Raw genomic sequence first — 20893 nt, 5'->3', positions numbered from 1 at the left:
AACTTGTTCATAAAAAAAGACGAACCGATTCAAAACGATTCATCCTTCTAATTTCATTTAATTTGTTGTTTCTTTTTTATCCCAAATGCCTGTATCTTCAATTTGATTCAATGCTTCACGAACTGAATCTGACTGAACCAAAATATGCCCAGCACGATCTAATTTATGATTTTCAGGGTAACGATAAAAATGGTAATACCAATTATTTTTAAGAACCCACTGTGTCTTTAAATCGGCACGTTCTTCTTCTTTTAATGACACCATAACAGTTGGTGCAAGGAATTTCACTTTTGATAGTGGCAATCCACAAATGGCACGTAAATGCTGTTCATACATGCTAACGTTTGTTGCTTTATCAAAAACATACCCTGATTGATGCATAGCGGGCACGACACGTTTAACATAAATTGCACCTGATTTAGTTACAAAGTAGCCAATTTCTAATGCGCCAGTGTAGTCTAGATTTTCCGCAACTTTAATGGCAATTTTATGCATTTCAGCAGAAATTTCTGTATCTAAGTTAGCTGGTACGATTGATTCGTGTAATCGATGATCACGATATTTATTTTCAACAGCTGGGAAAAAATTAATTTCCTTACCATTTTTGATAAGAACCATTGAGATTTCTTGTTCATAAGGAATCCATGATTCTAAAATATAGGTGCCACGTTCAACCAAGTACGCCGCATCTGAAATATCAGTTTGCGTATTGAGAACACTCTGGTAACTTTTACCAAACCCTTTTTGGATTGGTTTTAAAACGCTGGGATACCCAATTGAAAGTACAGAATTATACACATCTTCTAATGATACAATTGTTTCAAAAGGTGGAATATTAATATTTAATTGTTCAAAAAAAGCTCTTTCCAACAAGCGGTCTTGCATAATTTCTAATGCATTATACTTTTGTGGCACATAAGTATATTTTGAAATATATTCAATCACTTCTGAATTAACGTGTTCAGATTCATACGTCACAATATCTGTTCGTTCAGCGAATTCTTTCAATTTATCCTTATCATTCATCTTACCTACAACAGAATAATCTGCTAATTGAAGTGTCTCACTAACTTCATTTTGACTGTATGCTGCGATTTTAAACCCTAAATTTCTTGCAGCCATAGCCAACATTGCACCCGTTGGACTATCTCCGATTATTCCCAATGTACTTCCAGGAAAGATAACTTTTTTTTCCACTATATATTCACTACTTTCTACTTTTGCTTTATACCCTTAATCATACTGTTATCCCGCGGGGCAATCAAGTTTTAACAACCATAATTTAACAATTTTATAAGAAAATAAAAAAGAGCACATTTTGCGCTCTTTTCGTTAATTTAATCTTCAAAATGAACTTGATCACCATCAAATGATGAAATTTTAGCAAGTGATTCTAAACGTACGCCACGTTCATGAATTAATTCGGCACCTTTTTGGAATGATTTTTCAATTACAATTCCAATTCCAGCAATTTCTGCCTTAGCTTCGTCACAAATTTGGAAGAGTCCTTCAGCTGCTTGGCCATTTGCCAAGAAGTCATCAATGATTAAAACACGATCGTTTTCACCTAAAAACTTGTTGGCAACGGCAATTGTATTTTCAACTTTCTTTGTGTACGAGTAAACAGAAGCAGAATATAAATCATTTTGCATCGTAACGCTCTTATTTTTACGTGCGAAGACAACAGGAACATGAAATTGTAACCCAACGAATACTGCTGGGGCAATACCTGATGATTCAACTGTTAAAATTTTAGTAATTTTTTCATTTTTGAATAATTCAGCAAATTCCACACCCATTGCTAACATTAAATCAGGATCAACTTGGTGATTTAAAAATTGATCGACCTTCAATACATCTCCTGGTAATACAATACCATCTTGCATAATTCTGTCTTCTAAAAGTTTCACGTGGGGTACGCTCCTCTTGCTATTTATATTTTTTTGGGTATAAAAATAGCTTTTTCACTTCGGTATAAGTAAAAAAGCTACATTCCGGTTTTGAATGACTTAAGAATAACATAATATAAGGGTAATTTCAATTTGAATCTACTCATTTATCGTTATTATACTTGACATTAATCCCGTTTATTTATCATATTTATCTAAATGATATTGTTTAATGATATCTGTTAATTTTGTACTATAATCATTATCTGTTGCGTACCCATCAACTACTAAAGCTGCTGCTGCATCTTCGTAAGTTGCTGCAGAAAGAACGTCAGCAAATTGTGTTTTATTCCATGTATTTCCATTAGCTAATAATTTCGAATGAGACATAATTGCTTCGTCCCAATCTTTGAAGACGATAAATTTAGCCGTAACCGTCTTCCATGTGCCATCTTTTTCTTGTTCTTTAGTTTTGAAATCTTTTGCACGTGCGCCCGTTCCTTTAATTCCAAATAGGTTATTGTAGTCTTTAGCTAAAGAACTCGTTCCCCAATCAGATTCTAAGATAGCTTGTGCAATTGTAATACTAGAAAAGACTTTATATTTTTTTTGCATTTTTTGTGCTTCAGGTGCTACTTTCTTAATAAATGCTTGTTTTTTAGCTTCTGCTGCTGCTTTTTTTGCTGATTCACTTGCTTCAATTTTTGAGGTTGATAATGACGTCGCAATAGATTCATCTCGAGCAACATTCTTTTTATGAACGTTCATTGAAACAACGACTGTAATAATACCAAGAATTAAAATTAAAACAACAATATTCGCAACTTGAATTTTACCGTTCTTTACAAAAATCCCCCGACCATTTTTCTTTTTCATTAGTACACCCGTCCCTATACATTTAATTGTTTCACTTATTTTACCCTAATTCTATATCTATTACCATCGTATTTTTTCTCTTTTTATTAAATTTCTGTTAAGCTTGAGCTATCTTAAATGAGACAGGAGAACATAATGACAAAAAATTTAAATTGGGGAATTATTGGACTTGGTAACATCGCTCACAGCTTTACAACTTACTTTGATCAACCATTTGGTGAAATCTATGCCGCTGGCTCAAGAAACTTAGAAAAAGCGCAAACTTTTGCTAACGAATTTAATATTCCACATGCCTATGGTAACTATGAAGACTTATTAGCTGATGATGAAATTGACATCGTTTACATTGCGACACCTCACAACTACCATATCGACACAATCTTGGCTGCACTTAAAGCTGGCAAGCACGTCTTAAGTGAAAAAGCAATCACCATGACTAGTGATGAACTTAAACAAGCAACTGATTTAGCTGAAGAAAAAGGCTTGATTTTACAAGAAGCAATGACTATTTATCATATGCCACTTTATAAAAAAATTATTGAAGTAGCTGAAGAAAAAAAATTAGGCAAACTAAAAATGGTCCAAGCCTCATTTGGTAGTTTTAAAGATCCTGATCCAACAAATCGTTTCTTCAATCCTGATTTAGCTGGTGGCGCATTATTAGATATCGGTGTTTATGCATTAGCCTTTGTCCGTCAATTCATGACAGCCACACCAGAAATCACAGGTTCAGCAATGAATTTATTCGAATCAGGTGTTGACGAATCTGAAACGATTAGTTTACAAAATGCCAATAATGAACTCGCAACTGTTGCCTTAACATTCAGAGCTAAAATGCCTAAAATGGGTATTATTGCTTATGAAGGTGGTTACTTTACTGTTTACGATTATCCTCGAGCTAATAAAGCTGCTCTTGTATTATCTGATGGAACAGCTACAGAAATCACTGCCGGCCATACAAAACAAGCCATGAATTATGAAATTAAAGATGTTCAAGATATGGTTTTGGGTAATTTAAATCCTAAACCATTCTTAGAAAAAACAACAGATGTTATGTCAATAATGACACAAGCTCGTGAACAATGGGGCTTTAAATATCCTTTTGAAAAATAAGCTTCATCTGAAAAGTTATCACTAGAAATTGTTGATAACTTTTTTTAATTCCATGCTACACTAAAAGAAAAAGAGTTGGAGTTAATTTTATGAAACGAAAGAAACGTTATATTCAGAATCGAACACGTAATTATCTAATTGGACTTGCTGTCATTTTAGTTGTCTCCCTTTTCAGCGGAAAATTACCTAGTACTGTAAAAGATTTGCTACAAACAAATGGCAATTCAACTTCAGTCAATGTTAAAAATGGGACAGGAACAGCAAATACTAGTTCTATTAATAGTAGCAAGGCCATTAATGGAATTGTGGATAATGGTGCGCCAACCTTTTCAAAAAGTGATCTTGCAGATAATGCCAATGGTTGGATAAAATACGGCGCTCTTGACTCTCTTGGCCGTGCTACTCAGGCCAATGCTCTTTTAGTTAAAGCTTTAGAATCTAGAGGGTCATCAGCAGATTCTTCAATTCGACCAACTGGTTTTGTGTCAGGGCTGTCACCTTATTTTCATTCCCGTGGACATTTAATCGGTCGACAACTTGGTGGTAGTGGTGATAAAAAAGAAAATTTAGCAACATTATATCAAAACCCTGTTAACACACCCTACATGACCAAGTATGAAAACGCAGTTCGTGCAGCAGTTGATAAAGGAGATCATGTCCGTTATCAGGTAACACCAATTTTTTCTGGTAAGTCACTTTTCCCTAAAGCAATTCAAATGCAAGGTAAAAGTACAACTTCTTGGGGCAATATTAAATTTAATGTTACTATTTTGAATAAACGTTAATTCAAAGGAGTGTGTTATTCATGTTCACAGAATTAAAAAGTCAACTGATAGATTCAGCACCACAAACGCTACAACAATTATTACTTAATTCAAATATCCGTCAGACAAATGATGGCTATTTACAATTTCCTGGCAGCTCACTTCAAACACAATTTTTAGAAACAATGAACTTCTTGAAAACACCTGATACTATCTCTTTGAACTGGGATGACGTTTGTATCTTAGGTCAGACAATTGATGGTGATTATCTAGCAGGTGATCACTATTCAACAACCTTTTTTATTCCTAGTAGTCTGCTAGCAGATGATACTGAAATTCATCATATGCCTATAATCGACGCATTAATTGCACTAGAAAATGGAACATTAGATTCTAAAATTATTTCTAAATTCAACTAAAAAAAGTTATTAACAGCGAAATATCATTCGTTGTTAATAACTTTTTTATTTTTACCTATTAGCATCGTGTATTTTGTTCTCTAACTTTTCCGAACTATTTTTTGTAAAGGTCTTGCTATCAATGGCGCAACAATCCCTGCTAAAATCATCTCTGGAATACCGTTTGTGACAACTAGTCCCATAATATATGGTAATAATTGTGCCATATCAACTTTATAAAAATTAGCTGCTTGCCCATGATATAAAAGATAGATAAGGCCTAAAACTAAAACCGTATTAACCAATGAACCAAAAACAGAGGCAATAATCATGGCTAACGTTTTGTTTTTCCACCATTTATATAAAAAGTAAAAAATGACTGCTGTCACAATTCCAATTAAAATTCTTGGCACAATTGCTATAAGTGGATTTGTAAAAACAATGGGTGCAAGTGGACTAGTTGGCGACACAAACGCCCTGATAAATGTGATTAATCCCCAGACACCACCGATAAATGCACCATCTTTCCAGCCAAACACTAAAGCAGCAACAATCACCGTGATATGAATGGTTGTGATGCTTAAGGGGCCAACAGGGATGTAACCAAATAATGGCACAAAATTTTGAACAATAATGATTGAAATAAATAACGCCAAAATACTCATATGATATGTTTTATTATTAGTTTTCATCTACTTACTCCTACAAATTTAATCATTTCACTTCCGTTCCCTTATTATAACCGATTTAACGATTGTTACCATTTAATATGCAAAAAAATAGAACGTCACTAATTATAGAGGTAATCAGTGACGTTCTATTTTAAATAAATTTTATATTACATGAATGAGATAAGGGTCGTTAAAACAGGAACAACAATGATGAACAAGATTGTACTTGTTGTAACAATGTTTGTTGCGTATTTAACGTCTCCATGTGCTTCATTAGCTAAGATTGGTAATACGGCTAACATTGGTGTAGCTGATTGAACAATCAAAGTTTTTTGTAATAATGGTGCTAAATCTGCACCAGTTAAATGTGTACCTAAAAGAATAACAGCGATTAAAATGATTGGTGATAAAATAAAACGTCCAAGTAATGCAACGACTGTATCACGATCAAATCTGATACTCTTCAAACCGGCTTTAGCTAACACAATACCAATATAGATTAATGATAATGGTGTAACTAATCCACCAACATAACCTAATGTTTGGCTAATAAAATCAGGAACTGGAATTGCAAGAACCAAGAAGATTAATGCAACGATGAACCCAACAAGTGGCATTGGGATTACTTTAGCCCAGTTAATTTTCTTTTTCGTTTTATCTGATTTGTCTTTTGTTGGATCATCATTTGAAATTAAGAAAACACCAAATGCCCATGTTGAAACTGTATTAATAATATAGTAAACAAGGAAATATGAGATACTCTTATCGCCAAACAACGCAATATTTAAAGGTAAACCAATGAAAATTGTATTTGCATTAACAACGGCATTCATGAAGATACCACGACGACCAGGTTTGATGTTCAAGATATGAACAAGTGCCCATGCAATTAAGTAACCGATAATAACAGCAATTGCTGGGTAGAGTAAACTACCTGACAATGCAGCTAATTGATCACGTTTTAAATATTTTAAAACAGAAACGAAAATTGAAGCTGGTAAAGCAATTTTTGTAATTAATGATGAGATATTGCCACCAAATGAATCAGCGAACCAACCTTTAACTTGTAAAATGTATCCAAGTACCATCATCAAAACAACAACTAGAACACTTTGAATTGATTGGAAAAATACCATAATTAATTGTCCTTCTCTCTACGCTTTTTTTAGTATTTAGGTGTCCATTTCATATCTGAGACAGCCTTTTTAACATCTGTAATTGCTTCTTTGTTTAATTTTTGGTCAACAACACTTTGGGCAACTACTTCAGCAATTGTTTGTGAGAATTCTGCTAAATGTGTTACTGGTGGTAATACGGCAGCACCAACGGCTGTAGTATCAACGATTCCACCTAAAGCATGACTAGCTTGTGATAAGATTTCGCCATTAACTCTTGAAGATGTTGAAGCGATAATCCCAAATCCAAGACCTGGGTACATAAGTGCGTTGTTTGCTTGACCAATTTGGTAAGTAACACCTTTGTAATCAACATTATCAGCTGGAATACCAGTAGCAACTAAAGCTTTACCATCAGTCCATGCAATCAAATCTTCAGCCTTAGCTTCTGCTAATTTTGTAGGGTTTGATAATGGGAAGATGATTGGACGTTCAACATGTGAAGCCATGTCTTGAACAATTTCTTTTGTAAATGTACCAGGTTGTGTAGATGTACCAATCATAACAGTTGGTTGAACAGCTTTAACAACAGCTTCTAAAGAAGTTAATTCATCAGCATTAGCAAATTCTGAACGTTTATGCGTAAATTCTTTTTGGCCAGGTGTTAAGTCTTCTGTATCATCAAATAACAATCCTTGTTTATCAACTAAGAAGAAACGTTTGCGAGCATCTTCTTCTGAAACACCAGCGCGTTTCATTTCGTCCATAATTTGGTTAGCAATTCCGACACCAGCAGTACCAGCACCATAAGTAATAACTGTTTGGTCAACAATTGAACCTTTAGTGATACTTAGAGCACCTAAGATACCAGCTAAAACAACAATCCCTGTACCTTGGATATCATCATTAAATGTTGTGATTTCGTTTTGATATTTTTCAAGAATATTAGCAGCATTTGAACGGCCAAAATCTTCCCAATGTAATAACAATTCTGGGAACAAGTTCTTTGTACTTTGGACAAAGCCATCAACGAAGTCATAGTATTTGTCACCAGTTACACGTTCATGTTTGTTACCAAGGTATAATGGATCATTCAATAATGTTTCATTATTTGTTCCAGCATCAATAGAAACTGGTAAAACTTGTGAAGGATCAATTCCAGCAGCAGCTGTATAAACCATTAATTTACCAATTGCGATATCAACACCGTTGACACCCCAATCGCCCATACCTAAAATACCTTCAGCATCTGTCACAACGACTAAACGAATGTCACGTCCTGCAGCAGCATTTTTTAATGTTGCTTCGATATCTTCTGGATGATCAATTGATAAGAATGCAGCGTTTTGTGGATTTACATAAATTTCGTTGTATTCTTCGATTGAATCAGCAACAACTGGATCATAAACAACTGGCATAAATTCAGCCACATGTTGTCCCATTAAGTAGAAAAATAGTGTACGGTTTTCATTGAATAATTCCATTAAGAAATGGCGTTTTTCAAGACCAGTTTCTTTACTTAAATATTGTGCGTAGTTTTGTGTTGCTTGTTCTTCAATTGTTTGAACTTTAGCTGGTAACATACCAATAAGTCCTAATTCACGACGTTCTTCCATTGTAAATGCTGTACCTTTATTTACAAATGGGTTATTTAACATATCTTGTGCTTTTGTCATCATTAATTCCTCCATTATTTTTTTATATTTTATTTTCTCTTTAACTTACAAGAGCAAGAATACACCCCTTTAAAAATTATAGTCAAACATGTGTTATACTATAAATATTATTTATATGAGGATTATAAACGTTGATTTAGAGGAGATTATAATGAACATTCGAGATTTAGAATATTATCAACAAATAATTAATTTGAGAAATTTTTCAAAAGTTGCTCATTTTTTTTCAGTTAGTCAACCAACAATCACAACTGCAATGAAACGCTTAGAAACTGAATTAGACACAAATCTGATTATTCGTGATCAATCACATCATCAAGTTTCTTTTACACCAAGTGGTGAACAATTCGCTGAACATGTTAATATTATTCTCAAAGAATTAACAATTGCTAACCAAGAAATTAACCAACTTAAAAATGAGCACGTTCGATTTGGATTACCACCTATTATAGGAACGTACTATTTTCCGCAAATTGTCAGCAATTTATTTAATTCAGGTCTGATTAATCATCTAGATACAGTTGAGAACGGTTCCCAAGCCCTACTTCTTCAGTTAATAAACGGATCATTAGATATGGCTTTATTAGGTTCCGTTAAACCAATAGAAGATGACCGCTTAATTGCCAGAAATTTTGCATCTAAACACTTCAAGATTATCGTTAGCAAACATCATCCACTTGCTTCAAGAGAATCCGTTAAATTTTCTGAACTTCGAAATGAAAAATTTATTATGCAAAATGAGGGTTTTGTTCATCCAATCGCTTTTAAAGAGTTAACAACAAAAAATCATTTCAAACCAAAGATTATCTATACAACAAGTGACAGTCAGATTATTAAAAAAATGGTTACCGAAAATGTTGGTATTGGTTTTTTAACAGAACTAGCATTGGATGCTGCAGATGATTTAGTCTCACTCCCCTTATCGGAATTAGATCAACCTAAATTTTTAATGTCACTCGTTTATCGTACAAGTCATATTTTAACGCCTACACAAGCAAAATTAATTGACGTTTTAATTGATCCTTCTATCTAATAAGAGAATAACTTATACCTTAAATATAAAGGTATAAGTTATTCTTTTTATTATTTATAGCACCGCTTGACTAAATATCATTGACTAAAGAAACGTATGTTCGTATAATTGGATATATGTTAAGGAGGTTTCCTCGAATGTACAATTATAGTAACGAACCTAGAAAAGTCATCTTTATGATTGATTCAAAATCTTTCTATGCTTCTGTCGAATCAGTTGCACGCGGTCTTAATCCATTACGCTCTATTCTCGTTGTTATGTCTACAGCAAAGAATACAGGTAGCGGGTTAGTACTAGCTGCTAGCCCTATGGCTAAGAAAATATTTGGTATCACAAACGTATCACGAGCTACTGATGTTCCAATTCATGATAAACGTTTAGTTGTTGCCCAACCCAGAATGAATCTTTACATAGAAGAGAACTTAAAAATCAATAAGCTATTTCAACAATTTGCCTCAAATGACGATATTCACCCATACTCTATCGATGAGTCAATTATTGATATGACGACTAGTTGGAAACTTTTCGGAAATAGTCCCTATGAAGTTGCTCGTAAAATTCAACTTGCGGTCAAAGGGGAAACAGGAATTTATACAACCGTTGGTATTGGTGATAATCCACTTCTTGCTAAATTAGCTCTGGATATTGAAGCAAAACATAACCATAGTTTAATTGCTGAATGGCATTATGAAGACGTCCCCGATAAGTTATGGCCAATAACACAACTTGACGATATCTGGTCAATTGGATCTAAAACTGCCGAAAAATTACAAAAAAATCATATCAATTCAATGAACGATTTAGCTCACTTCAACCCATATGAATTAAAAAACAAATTTGGCGTAATTGGTAGCCAATTATTTGCGTTTTCTTGGGGAATTGATCGTTCAATCATTCATGATAAATATACCCCCAAGGAAAAATCCTATGGTAATAGCCAAGTCTTACCAAAAGACTATGTTATCCAATCTGAAATTGAAGTCGTTATTCGTGAAATTGCAGAACAAGTAGCAGCACGATTACGTTCTCATCACAAAGTGGCTACTGTCATTAATTTAGGCATTGGATTTTCTTTAGCCGAAACGACAGATTCTGGAAAAAGATATTCAGGCTTTGGTAGTTCATTAAAAATTGATTCAACAAATAGTAATGCCCAAATCACAAAATATGCCATCGACCTATTTCGAAAAAAATGGCGTCATGAAGCTCTAAGACATATTAGTATTTCGTGTGGCAAATTAGTTGACGATAATAGTCAACAATTAGACATGTTTGACACTAATAATACGGAACAAAAGAATCACAACTTGGACAATACCATTGACATCATACGAAAAAAATATGGTTTTAAATCGATCGTAAAACTTTCCAGTAAGTCTGAAGGTGCAACAGCTATTTATCGCGCTGGGTTAGTCGGTGGCCATGCTGGGGGTAATACCTATGAGTAAAACAACTGATGTTGATGCAAATTTGATAAATCAATTTTTAAAATATGATTATCACGATCGCGGTATGATGAAATGGCAAGGATTCTATTTAAGCGACCATACATCGGCTCGAACAAAAAAATTAAACGAAGAGACACGAAAACAGAAATTAACACATGACATTAAGATGAATGATACTAAAATTGCAGAAGTAATCAATTTGGCAATCATTAAATCCACCCCTGTCACTGTTGATCTCACTAATAAAAATTTGGATGATACACTTTTAGAACCTATACAGGGACTCATTAATGGCTGGTATGAAGATAATATAATTATCAATCATATCACCGTTAAAATTAATGATATTCATGCAATATCATTAAGCCAAATGACTAATGGAGAAGGTAGAAGAAGTATATAAGTAGATAACTTCTACTTACTATACTTCTTCTACCTTTTTTGTTTGATTAATTATAAAAAAACCTCCAGTATTGGATTGGTCCAATACTGGAGGTTCACTTTACTATTTTTTTTATTAAGCTTCTGGTAAATCTAATGTTTCGATTTTTGAATCTAACACTGGAGCATCGTCAGCTTTTTTAACTTTTTTAGTTGTTTTCTTTGGTGCTGCTGATTCTTCCTTAACTTCTTTAGCAGGTTCTTCATCGGGTGCAAATAATTTTGCACGAACTTCTTGGTCCATATCATGTAACATATCAGGTTTTTGTTCCAAAATATTAACGACATTTGGTTTACCTTGACCTAAACGTTCGCCATGGTATGAGAACCATGACCCAGCTTTTTCAGCAATACCATTTTCAACAGCAAGATCTAAGATATCAGCAGTAGCTGAGATACCTGACCCGTACATCATATTTAATTCAGCAATCTTAAATGGTGGTGCTACCTTGTTTTTAACAACTTTAATAGTTGTTTCATTACCAATGACATCCGTACCATCTTTAATTTGTCCACGGCGACGAACATCTAAGCGAATTGTTGCGTAGAATTTTAAGGCACGGCCACCTGGTGTTGTTTCAGGGCTACCGAACATGACACCAACTTTTTCACGTAATTGATTAATAAAAATAACAGTTGTTCTTGTTTTGTTGATTGAACCAGCCAATTTACGGAGAGCTTGTGACATCATACGAGCTTGTAACCCAACATGAGCGTCACCCATTTCGCCTTCAATTTCTGCACGAGGAACTAAAGCTGCAACTGAATCGATAACGACAAGATCAACGGCACCACTGGATACCAAAGCATCTGCAATTTCTAATCCTTGTTCACCAGTATCTGGCTGTGATAATAGTAATCCATCAATATCAACACCTAATGCTGTTGCATATGCGGGATCCATGGCATTTTCAGCATCGATATAAGCAACTGTACCACCATTTTTTTGGACTTCTGCTGTTGCATGAAGTGCAATTGTTGTTTTACCAGAACTTTCTGGTCCGTATATTTCAACAATACGGCCTTTAGGAAAACCACCAACTCCCAATGCGTAATCCAATGATAAAATCCCAGTTGAAGTAACATCAATCTTCGTGTCAGCTTTGTCCCCCATCTTCATGATGGCACCTTGTCCGAATTCTTTTGTAATTGCTGATAACGCTTTTTCTAGTGCTGCTTCGCGTTCTTTACCGTCTTTTCTTTTGCCGTCTCCGGTTGCAATACTTCTGTTAGCCATAGTTAGTAACCATCCTCTCAATAGTAGAACATCTGTTCGTTTCCATTTACTTATCATACCTCATTAAAATTTATATCGCAAGCGTTAAATCATCTTTACCGAAAATAAAAAGAACGATGCAATTATCGTTCTTACTAGGTATCGATGTATTCAATTATACTGCATGCTCATTAATTAAGTACGCCATTTTCTTAAATAATTTCTATTTATTTAACTTATTCCATCGATTCAATCTGACTAATTGTCTCTTTTAAAACGCGTCTGAACGTTGCAAGATCCTGCCCTGTAACTTGCGTTTCCAATTTACTTTCCAATTGATTCCAAAAGTCACTATTAAAAGTTGTTAGACCTTTATACTTATCCGTAACAGATAAGTGAACAACTCGTTTATCTGTTATATCAGCCTTTTTTTCCACTAATCCTAATGTGATTAATTTTTTCAAATGGTAATTCGTATTTGGCGTTGATTGATTCAACAATTTTGAAACGCGTCCAATTGTTGGACTGTTCAACTGTTCGATCGCATTTAGATAATAAGTATCAATTGTCCCCAATTGTTTAATGTTCATTAGTCCATCTTGTTTCCCATACAAGCTCAACAACTGATTTAATTTGTTGAAAGTCCCACTTAACTCAATCATTTTGACCCTCCTAGTTATAGATCGCCTTAGTTCCCACCCAAAATAAAGCAAAAAATTATTGATTTCTAATACATAAATGTTTATTTGACTTATTATAATGTAAAAAGAGGCGTATACACAAGTAATACGTCCCCGATTTTAATAAAAATATGTTATCACTGAAAACGTTTAACTACCTGTAACTGTTGAACCTTGCCAGCTAAGCATTCCGCCATATACATCAACAACATCATAACCTTTTTCAAATAGGATATCTGCAGCTTGTGCACTACGACGTCCTGATCGACAAATAATATATGCTTTACCTGTTAATTCATAATCGTCAACTTCATCTAACGGAATATTAATTGACCCAGGAATATGGCCTTCAGCAAACTCGTCATCTTCTCGAACATCAATAATCTGTGGCTTTTGTGCTAATAATAGGTCAAGTTCCGTAGTCGTAATTGTTGGAATATCATCTTCAAAGTTCATTTAGTTACCCTCTTTTATTTAGTTATGGTTTTTATTAGTCTGTATCAATTTATTATCTATATTATCATATGTTTTTATTTCATATTTTTCAAATATTTAGATTTTAATATTGATAGATTTAGAAGGCTCTAAGGTAAGACTTACGTCTCTTTTTAATTGGGAACAGCGTAGGTTATAACATAATACTAAAAATGGGTACTAAAAAGCCACTCCATAATAACGGAGTGGCCTCTTTATATTTAATTATTACTATCATGTATCACATGTTGATAAGAAACTAAGTTCTTCTTTAATTTTCCAAAAATTTTAACCAATGAATCATGAGCACTTTCCGTTGAACGATCTTCGGCTAAGTACTGCCACGTTGAAATAATCAATAACAGTGACACAAAAATTAATGGGAACCCAGCTAATAAACAGATAGCTTGGATTGTTTTAAAACCACCAACGAAGACGATACCAAATGAGAATAACATGAAAATTCCCATCCAAACCAAGCGGTTAAACAAACTTGGTTGCTCTGTCGGTTTGAGTTTTGTACTAGTAAACGACGACACGATAAATGCAGATGATGAAATCGTCGTTGCTAAGAAGATAAAACATGAAATCGCATAGATAACTAACATTACGTATTTAAATGGCAATGTTGAAATAACTTGTGCAATTGCTGCAGCTTGACCATATACATTCAGTGTATGAATTAAATCAGCAGCTCCACTTTGTTGTAAATAGAGTGAATAACCACCTAAGATTGCGTAGAAACTCATACATCCTAAAGCACCATACGCAAGCATCCCTAATATCACCTGACGAATCGTTCGTCCACGCGAAATTCTAGCAATGAATAAGCCCATGAATGGCATGAAAGTTAACCACCAACCCCAATAGAAAATAGTTTCCGATTTAACAGGGTCAATCGCATGACCTAATCCTGAAGCTGTCCCTGTACTCATTGCTACAAACTGAGTAACCATCAGTACAAGACTGTTACCTTCTGACTTCAAAATATAAACCGTTGGTCCAACTAACAGAACAATTAACAAAAAGCCAATGGCTGTCCAAATATGAGCTGAACTCAATCGATCAATCCCACCCTTAATTCCTTTAAACATGGTTAACGTGAAAATGCTGAACAGGACAACAAATAATGCTAATTTTAAAAGTATTGTATCTTGGACTCCCGTTAATGTTGCGATAATTTTTGATAATACAGGTATTTCCATCCCAACTGATGAACCAACACCGCCCATAATACCGAAAACGACAAGAAAATCAATTATTTTTCGTAAGATTTTTTTATAAGGCTGATCCCCTTTTAACATAGGAATCACATCACTAACACACATAACTTTCGCTTTTTTAACGTACATAACGTATGAAATAATTACAGCTGAAGATGCAAACATCATCCACGCCATTGGACCCCAATCAAATTGACCTAACATGTGAGCATTTTGATAATTAGCAGGAGACATCGCTTTAGCACCAAACAAAGGTTGTTGCACGTAGCGAAGTGGATCAACCATGCTAAGCATTAAAATACTGGCATCAATGGCCGTCGCAAATACCATACTACCCCATTTAAAATCACTGTATGCCGGCTTTTCGCCTTTATTACCCAATGTAATTTTGCCATAATGGCTTAATGCAATATATAAAAAGAAAACAAAATTGAGAATATAGATACCAAGGTAAGCCCAACTCAAGTGGGCCGTAATAGCATCCATTATTGAACCTAATTCTGCCTTCAAACCAGACCCACCGAGTAATAATCCAACTGATACTAAAATAAATAATGCCACAGTCGGTAAAAACATTTTTTTGTCGATATTCTGTTTTTCTAAAATAAAAATTTCCTCCTAAATTTTAGAGCACGATCTTTAATTCATCGCCGTACTCACTCCGATAATTCTGCTTTTAATTGCACAAAAAAAGCACACTGATACAGTTTCTCCACTAGGGATATCTGCACAGCGTGCTTGTTAGCTTTGCTATCTTATACAAATACTCATAACGTAAATTATAATATTCTATCGAATCACTTACCTGGACTCACGTCACCGTTATCATCTAGATAACGAATAATTCGTGCCGGGTTACCCGCAATTACGAGATCATCACCAAACGATTTTGTGACCACAGATCCAGCGCCGACAACGACTCGATTACCAATCGTAACTCCTGGTAAAATCGTGACGTGTCCACCCATCCAGACACTATCACCAACCGTAATTGGTTTACCCATTTCAACATCCGCATCACGTAATTTTGCAGATAAGGGGTGTACTGGCGTGTAAAATCCAACGTCTGGTCCAATGTAACAATGATCACCAATTGTGATTGGACAAGTGTCCAACATCGTTAAATGGTAGTTCGCATAAAAGTGATTTCCGATATGAATATTAAATCCATAATCAAATTCGATTCCCGTTTCGGCCCAAAAGTCTTCACCGGAATCAGCCAATAATGCTTTAATATTTGTATTTTGTTGCTTATTATCGTCAAGCTGGTTAATTGTCCGCAGTTTTCTCCGAATCAGTTCTCGTCGTTCAACTAGTTCAGGATCCAACTGCTCATACGGTTCACCATCTGACATCTTTTCTCTCTCAGTTTTTATCATGTTATAAGAATACCACTTATGTCATGATTTGTTAAATAGAAATTTATTTTCTATAAACACAGTAAAATAAAGCTATTTTATTAACATTAATTGAATTGGATTAATTTTAATTAGAGTAAATTTTAACCCTATTATTACAGAAAAATCTTCTAATAACAATTCACAGCATATTCGCTGTTCATCAATCATTAGAAGATTTATTTAACTTATTTTATCAACAAATAGTTGTGTTATTTGTTTAGGTCTTGTAATAACGCCACCGACAACTGCCGAAAATGCGCCAATATCAAATGCTCTCTTAACTTCTTCTGGAGTCGTTGTATGACCCTCCATAATAACAGGGATTTTAAGATTTTTAATTAACTTTTCTAGTAAATCAAAATCTGGGCTATCCCTTTCGTCCGTATATTCTGTATATCCTGACATCGTTGTAGAAACCATATCAAATCCATTTTTTTCAGCCATAACGCCTTCTTCATAATTAGAAATATCTGCCATGGCTAATCTATTTCCTTCATGAATTTTATTGACTAAATCAGTTACCTTTTCATTATGAGGCCGTTGTCTAACCGTTGCATCTAATGCAATAATCTCAGCGTCAGTTTCCAGTAATTCATCTACTTCTTTCATCGTTGCTGTAATATAGACTTCTGAATCTGCATAATCTCGTTTGATTATGCCAATCAACGGTAATTTTACTTGTTTTTTAATTTCTACAATATCAGAAACTGAATTTGCTCGTATCCCCACAGCACCACCCATCTCAGCTGCAAGGGCCATTCTCCCCATGATAAATGAACTAAATAATGGTTCACCTTCTAGTGCCTGACAAGAAACAACTAACCCATTCTTTATTTCATCTAAATTCATCATATTATCTCCCTTTATATATCACTAGCATTTGTCTCAATAACTTGTTTATACCAATCAAAACTATCTTTCTTGTAACGTTTCAATGAGCCATTTCCATCGTCATCTTGATCAACATAAATGAACCCATAACGTTTACTCATTTCTGAAGTTGATGCGCTAATTAAATCAATGCAGCCCCACATTGTGTACCCCATTAAATCAACACCATCCATAACAGCTTCTTTCATTTGAATGATATGTTCTTCAAGATACTTAATGCGATAGTCATCATGAACTTTGCCATCATCGCCTAACTTATCTAGGGCCCCAATTCCATTTTCAACAATAAATAGTGGCACACGGTAACGATCCCACATTGCATTCAATGTGATTCTTAATCCAATGGGATCAATTTGCCAACCCCAGTCACTTGTTTCTAAGTAAGGATTTTTTTCACCATTAATCATATTTCCTAACGATGTATCACCCGTTTTGCCAGCTGAAGTGACCGTTGACATATAATAACTAAAACTAAGGAACGCAACTTTGCCCATTTTAAGAATAGCTTCATCCCCTGGCTCCATCACAATATGAACATCATTTTCTTTGAAATAGCGGTTCATGTATTCAGGGTATTCGCCGCGGACTTGAACATCGGTGAAGAACAAGTTTAAATTATCATTTTCTTGAGCGGCACGAACATCTGCTGGATTAGGCGTTGATGGATAAGTTTGCATTCTAGCAAGCATACAACCTACCACAAAATCAGGATTAATTTTCCGTGCTTGTTCAACTACCAAAGCACTTGCGATAAATTGGTGATGAACAGCTTGATACCGAATTTGTAATTGTTCTCTCTGTGTTAATTCACTGTCAACAGCACCCGTTTCCATGAAACCAAATGAGCTAACATTAATTTCGTTAAACGTTAACCAATATTTAACCTTATCTTTAAAACGGTTAAGTACAACGTCCGTGTAATGTGTAAAACTAGCAATTGTGTCACGGCTTACCCACCCATTTTGTTTAACTGTCAAATCAAGTGGCATTTCATAATGCGATAATGTGACAACAGGTTCAATATCATACTTAGCTAACTCATCAAAAACGCGGTCATAAAATGCTAACCCAGCTTCATTGGGTTCCGTTTCATTACCATTTGGAAAAATTCGTGCCCATGCCATAGACATCCGGTATGTTTTAAAACCCATTTCTGCAAATAATTTAATATCTTCTTTATAATTATGATAGAAATCAATCCCACGACGTTTTGGATAATGGTCAGTGGTTTTATCGTCCATCGCTTCTTCAATGACTTTCATTGTGACAGAACCAAGATTCATTTCTGTTCTTTTTTCAGATTTACGAATAACTTCAGCAGTAGTCATCCCTTTGCCATCTAAATCCCAGCCACCTTCAACTTGGTTTGCAGCTGTTGCGCCACCCCATAAGAAACCTTTTTTAAACCCTTTTGGATAATCTGTTTTATACATATTAATACACTCCTTCAAAGTTTTTTGTTTAACTTATGTATCTGTGAACTATTTCAAATAGAGGTTTTACTAGTTTTTTTCAAAAAAATTACCTATTGATAACTAAACAAATAGTTATCAATAGGTAATGCCTGATCGAATCAGTTACAGCCCTTATTTGACAAATTAAGTATATCAAATATAGTAAGCGCTGTCAAAGTTAGTTTAAAGGCTTACTCACCTTGCCTTATTTTTTCAATAACCTGAATAATATTAAACGTATCCTGTAGGCTATGTCGCTCACAAGTCTTTGCACCAATTTCAACTAGATTAATAAAAGCTTGAATTTCAAGCGTCATATCATCTCCAACGATACTATAGTCCCGATTAATTTTTTGTCCATCATTTAATTCAATCGTATATTTTTCAATTCGATTATACATTGGAATAACGATACGACCTTGTTGCCCAACAATAATCGCAACTCGCGGTTTAGCTTCATTTATTGCGCCTTCAATGAGTGCCTGAGCGCCTTTTTCAAAATGTATCGTTGCTGAAAATTTTTCATCAATCCCATTATGCATGTCTAATTTTGATTCAATATGCGAAATATCTGAACCTAAAATTTCTAACACAAAACCAATTGGATAAGTACCGATATCGTTCAAAGCACCACCCTGTCCTTTTTGAAGTAAATATGAAGTTGCTTTTTGAGATGGAATGGCATTAGAACAAAAGTTAGCTGACATGGTTTGGATGGGTCCGATTGAAGCTAAATCTTGTTTTAAATGATCCATACCGATGTTAAATTTTGTTTTAAACGCTTCAACAAATAAGGTTTGATTTTCACTTGAAGCTAATTCAATTTCTTTCATATCTGTCGTTGTTAGTACAGCCGGTTTTTCACAAAATACCGGAATATTTAGCTTCAACGCCTTTAGTGACCACTCTTTATGCAACATATGTGGCAATGCGATATAAACGCCATCAATCGAATCATCGCCTAAAAGAGCTTGATATGAATCATAAATGGTTATATCTGGATTATTCGCTTTAAACACATCGTCATTAAATAATGACTTTGATCCAATTGCTGTAACTTGTCCATTTTTTGTATATCGAATACTTTCATAAAATCGCTTTGCAATATTACCGTAACCAATAATTCCAAAATTCATTGTTCTTATCTCCATTTCTATTTAACCGTTTTCATTAATTATAGCCGACTCATACAGTATGCACCAAATTAAATTTCAAACTCAAAAAGGTCACCCCATTTCCGGGGTGACCTTCTCGTGATTCAATCTTATTTTTTAACCTACAAGTTCAATTTTGTTTCCTTCAGGGTCCAAAATGACTGCTTCATAATAGCCATCCCCTGTTGTCCGAGGGCCACTAACAACTTCTATTCCAGATTTTTTAAAATCAATCACCATTTGATCAACGGTCACATGATTCTCAACAGAAAAGGCTAAATGTGCATAACCAAATCCATCAGGATAGCGATCTGTAATATCCGTTCTCGTCATAATTTCTAATCTTGCTTGACCATCTGGAAAGCTCAAAAAGTATGACGAAAATCCTTTAGTCCCATTGTCATAACGCACACCAAAAGTTGCCTTAAAATTAGTCACATAAAAATCACGCATTGCTTCAAGATTTTCTACCCATAAACCAACGTGTTCGATTTTCATTTGCTTAAACCTCCGTTGTTTCAATCGGAAAAACTAATTCAAATTCCTCACAAACCACTGGCATTGTCTCATCAAATGTCTTATTAACACTTTCTAATTCTTCTTCAAAAAAAGATTGATGAACACTTCGCCAATAAGCTAAATTTCTATCGCCTTCGCCTTCAAGAAAAGCATGCTCTTCTGTAACTTCGTTAAATGGTGTCACATAAACTTTTATTGTTTTCGTAATCGCCATTGGATTATCTTTATAATCAACAATGACATTGTAATCGCCAACTTTTGGTAAAGGTTCTTCATCAAAATATAAATTATAAGCTGACGATGTCCCTGTTTTAAGACCATCTAAAACTAATTTACCTAATTCTAACGTTTCTTTCTTAGTGACGCCAAATGACCATGCATCATAATTATCATGTTCAATTTTATTTGCCTTTTTAAATGCTTGCCAATACTCATAAATTGTCATATGAACTCTCCTT

At 34.5% G+C, this 20893-nt stretch carries 22 protein-coding genes; 6 read left to right on the top strand and 16 right to left on the bottom strand.

The window, feature by feature from the left end:
- Positions 1–57 precede the first annotated feature (57 nt).
- From AC1RPQ_RS04160 to AC1RPQ_RS04150, 3 genes are all read right to left on the bottom strand, one after another.
- The gene (locus tag AC1RPQ_RS04160; RefSeq protein WP_481761575.1) at positions 58–1197 is read right to left on the bottom strand and encodes a 5-(carboxyamino)imidazole ribonucleotide synthase; all 1140 of its coding nucleotides are present in this window, start codon (positions 1195–1197) and stop codon (positions 58–60) included.
- 140 nt (positions 1198–1337) lie between these two features.
- Entirely contained in the window at positions 1338–1910 is a 573-nt protein-coding gene (locus AC1RPQ_RS04155; protein WP_409022073.1) for a xanthine phosphoribosyltransferase, read from the bottom strand.
- Positions 1911–2087: 177 nt separating this feature from the next.
- Positions 2088–2765, bottom strand: coding sequence for a glycoside hydrolase family 73 protein (locus tag AC1RPQ_RS04150; RefSeq protein WP_481761576.1), 678 nt, complete (start codon positions 2763–2765; stop codon positions 2088–2090).
- Between the two features lie 135 nt (positions 2766–2900).
- Here AC1RPQ_RS04150 and AC1RPQ_RS04145 point away from each other — a divergent pair, with 135 nt between their 5' ends.
- From AC1RPQ_RS04145 to AC1RPQ_RS04135, 3 genes are all read left to right on the top strand, one after another.
- The gene (locus AC1RPQ_RS04145) at positions 2901–3878 is read left to right on the top strand and encodes a Gfo/Idh/MocA family protein (protein WP_481761577.1); all 978 of its coding nucleotides are present in this window, start codon (positions 2901–2903) and stop codon (positions 3876–3878) included.
- Between the two features lie 89 nt (positions 3879–3967).
- A complete protein-coding gene (locus AC1RPQ_RS04140; RefSeq protein ID WP_481761578.1) occupies positions 3968–4663 on the top strand; it encodes a DNA/RNA non-specific endonuclease in 696 nt (231 codons plus the stop codon).
- A 20-nt stretch (positions 4664–4683) separates the two neighbouring features.
- Entirely contained in the window at positions 4684–5061 is a 378-nt protein-coding gene (locus tag AC1RPQ_RS04135) for a hypothetical protein (protein WP_481761579.1), read from the top strand.
- Positions 5062–5141: 80 nt separating this feature from the next.
- Here the strand turns inward: AC1RPQ_RS04135 and AC1RPQ_RS04130 are convergent, their stop codons facing one another.
- From AC1RPQ_RS04130 to AC1RPQ_RS04120, 3 genes are all read right to left on the bottom strand, one after another.
- Positions 5142–5732 carry an ECF transporter S component gene (locus tag AC1RPQ_RS04130; protein ID WP_409022067.1) on the bottom strand — a complete coding sequence of 197 codons (591 nt, stop codon included), beginning with the start codon at positions 5730–5732 and terminating at the stop codon, positions 5142–5144.
- Positions 5733–5878: 146 nt separating this feature from the next.
- Positions 5879–6847, bottom strand: coding sequence for an AEC family transporter (locus tag AC1RPQ_RS04125; RefSeq protein WP_409022066.1), 969 nt, complete (start codon positions 6845–6847; stop codon positions 5879–5881).
- A gap of 29 nt (positions 6848–6876) precedes the next feature.
- Positions 6877–8517, bottom strand: a complete 1641-nt coding sequence (locus tag AC1RPQ_RS04120; RefSeq protein WP_481761580.1) for a malolactic enzyme — start codon at positions 8515–8517, stop codon at positions 6877–6879.
- Between the two features lie 136 nt (positions 8518–8653).
- On the opposite strand from AC1RPQ_RS04120, the gene AC1RPQ_RS04115 reads away from it, so the two are divergent.
- From AC1RPQ_RS04115 to AC1RPQ_RS04105, 3 genes are all read left to right on the top strand, one after another.
- Positions 8654–9535, top strand: a complete 882-nt coding sequence (locus tag AC1RPQ_RS04115) for a LysR family transcriptional regulator (RefSeq protein WP_481761581.1) — start codon at positions 8654–8656, stop codon at positions 9533–9535.
- A gap of 137 nt (positions 9536–9672) precedes the next feature.
- Positions 9673–10983 carry a Y-family DNA polymerase gene (locus tag AC1RPQ_RS04110; RefSeq protein ID WP_481761582.1) on the top strand — a complete coding sequence of 437 codons (1311 nt, stop codon included), beginning with the start codon at positions 9673–9675 and terminating at the stop codon, positions 10981–10983.
- Entirely contained in the window at positions 10976–11386 is a 411-nt protein-coding gene (locus AC1RPQ_RS04105; RefSeq protein WP_481761583.1) for a hypothetical protein, read from the top strand. The genes AC1RPQ_RS04110 and AC1RPQ_RS04105 overlap by 8 nt, the downstream gene beginning before the upstream one ends.
- Positions 11387–11500: 114 nt before the next feature.
- On the opposite strand, the gene recA is transcribed toward AC1RPQ_RS04105, so the two are convergent.
- The 10 genes from recA to AC1RPQ_RS04055 all read right to left on the bottom strand — a co-directional run bounded on the left by recA (position 11501) and on the right by AC1RPQ_RS04055 (position 20880).
- On the bottom strand, positions 11501–12661 hold the full coding sequence (recA, locus tag AC1RPQ_RS04100) for a recombinase RecA (protein WP_481761584.1): 1161 nt from the start codon (positions 12659–12661) through the stop codon (positions 11501–11503).
- 215 nt (positions 12662–12876) lie between these two features.
- The gene (locus tag AC1RPQ_RS04095; protein ID WP_409022061.1) at positions 12877–13302 is read right to left on the bottom strand and encodes a MarR family winged helix-turn-helix transcriptional regulator; all 426 of its coding nucleotides are present in this window, start codon (positions 13300–13302) and stop codon (positions 12877–12879) included.
- 168 nt (positions 13303–13470) lie between these two features.
- Positions 13471–13776, bottom strand: a complete 306-nt coding sequence (locus tag AC1RPQ_RS04090; RefSeq protein ID WP_481761585.1) for a rhodanese-like domain-containing protein — start codon at positions 13774–13776, stop codon at positions 13471–13473.
- A 239-nt stretch (positions 13777–14015) separates the two neighbouring features.
- Positions 14016–15593 carry a BCCT family transporter gene (locus AC1RPQ_RS04085; protein ID WP_481761586.1) on the bottom strand — a complete coding sequence of 526 codons (1578 nt, stop codon included), beginning with the start codon at positions 15591–15593 and terminating at the stop codon, positions 14016–14018.
- Positions 15594–15814: 221 nt separating this feature from the next.
- Positions 15815–16396 carry a sugar O-acetyltransferase gene (locus AC1RPQ_RS04080; protein WP_409022058.1) on the bottom strand — a complete coding sequence of 194 codons (582 nt, stop codon included), beginning with the start codon at positions 16394–16396 and terminating at the stop codon, positions 15815–15817.
- A gap of 201 nt (positions 16397–16597) precedes the next feature.
- Positions 16598–17269: an N-acetylmannosamine-6-phosphate 2-epimerase gene (locus AC1RPQ_RS04075; RefSeq protein ID WP_481761587.1), complete on the bottom strand. Its 672-nt coding sequence runs from the start codon at positions 17267–17269 to the stop codon at positions 16598–16600.
- Positions 17270–17280: 11 nt separating this feature from the next.
- Positions 17281–18741, bottom strand: coding sequence for a glycoside hydrolase family 1 protein (locus tag AC1RPQ_RS04070; RefSeq protein WP_481761588.1), 1461 nt, complete (start codon positions 18739–18741; stop codon positions 17281–17283).
- A gap of 212 nt (positions 18742–18953) precedes the next feature.
- Complete coding sequence (locus tag AC1RPQ_RS04065; protein ID WP_481761589.1) at positions 18954–19898, bottom strand: Gfo/Idh/MocA family protein; 945 nt, start codon at positions 19896–19898, stop codon at positions 18954–18956.
- A gap of 135 nt (positions 19899–20033) precedes the next feature.
- Entirely contained in the window at positions 20034–20414 is a 381-nt protein-coding gene (locus AC1RPQ_RS04060; protein ID WP_481761590.1) for a VOC family protein, read from the bottom strand.
- 4 nt (positions 20415–20418) lie between these two features.
- The gene (locus tag AC1RPQ_RS04055; RefSeq protein ID WP_481761591.1) at positions 20419–20880 is read right to left on the bottom strand and encodes an ASCH domain-containing protein; all 462 of its coding nucleotides are present in this window, start codon (positions 20878–20880) and stop codon (positions 20419–20421) included.
- Between the last annotated feature and the right edge of the window lie 13 nt (positions 20881–20893).

The organism is Dellaglioa sp. CoH-57-MRSF-21 (assembly GCF_056781915.1).
The sequence above is the reverse complement of the archived record's forward strand: the minus strand, read 5'-3'. Positions and strand labels throughout refer to the sequence as shown.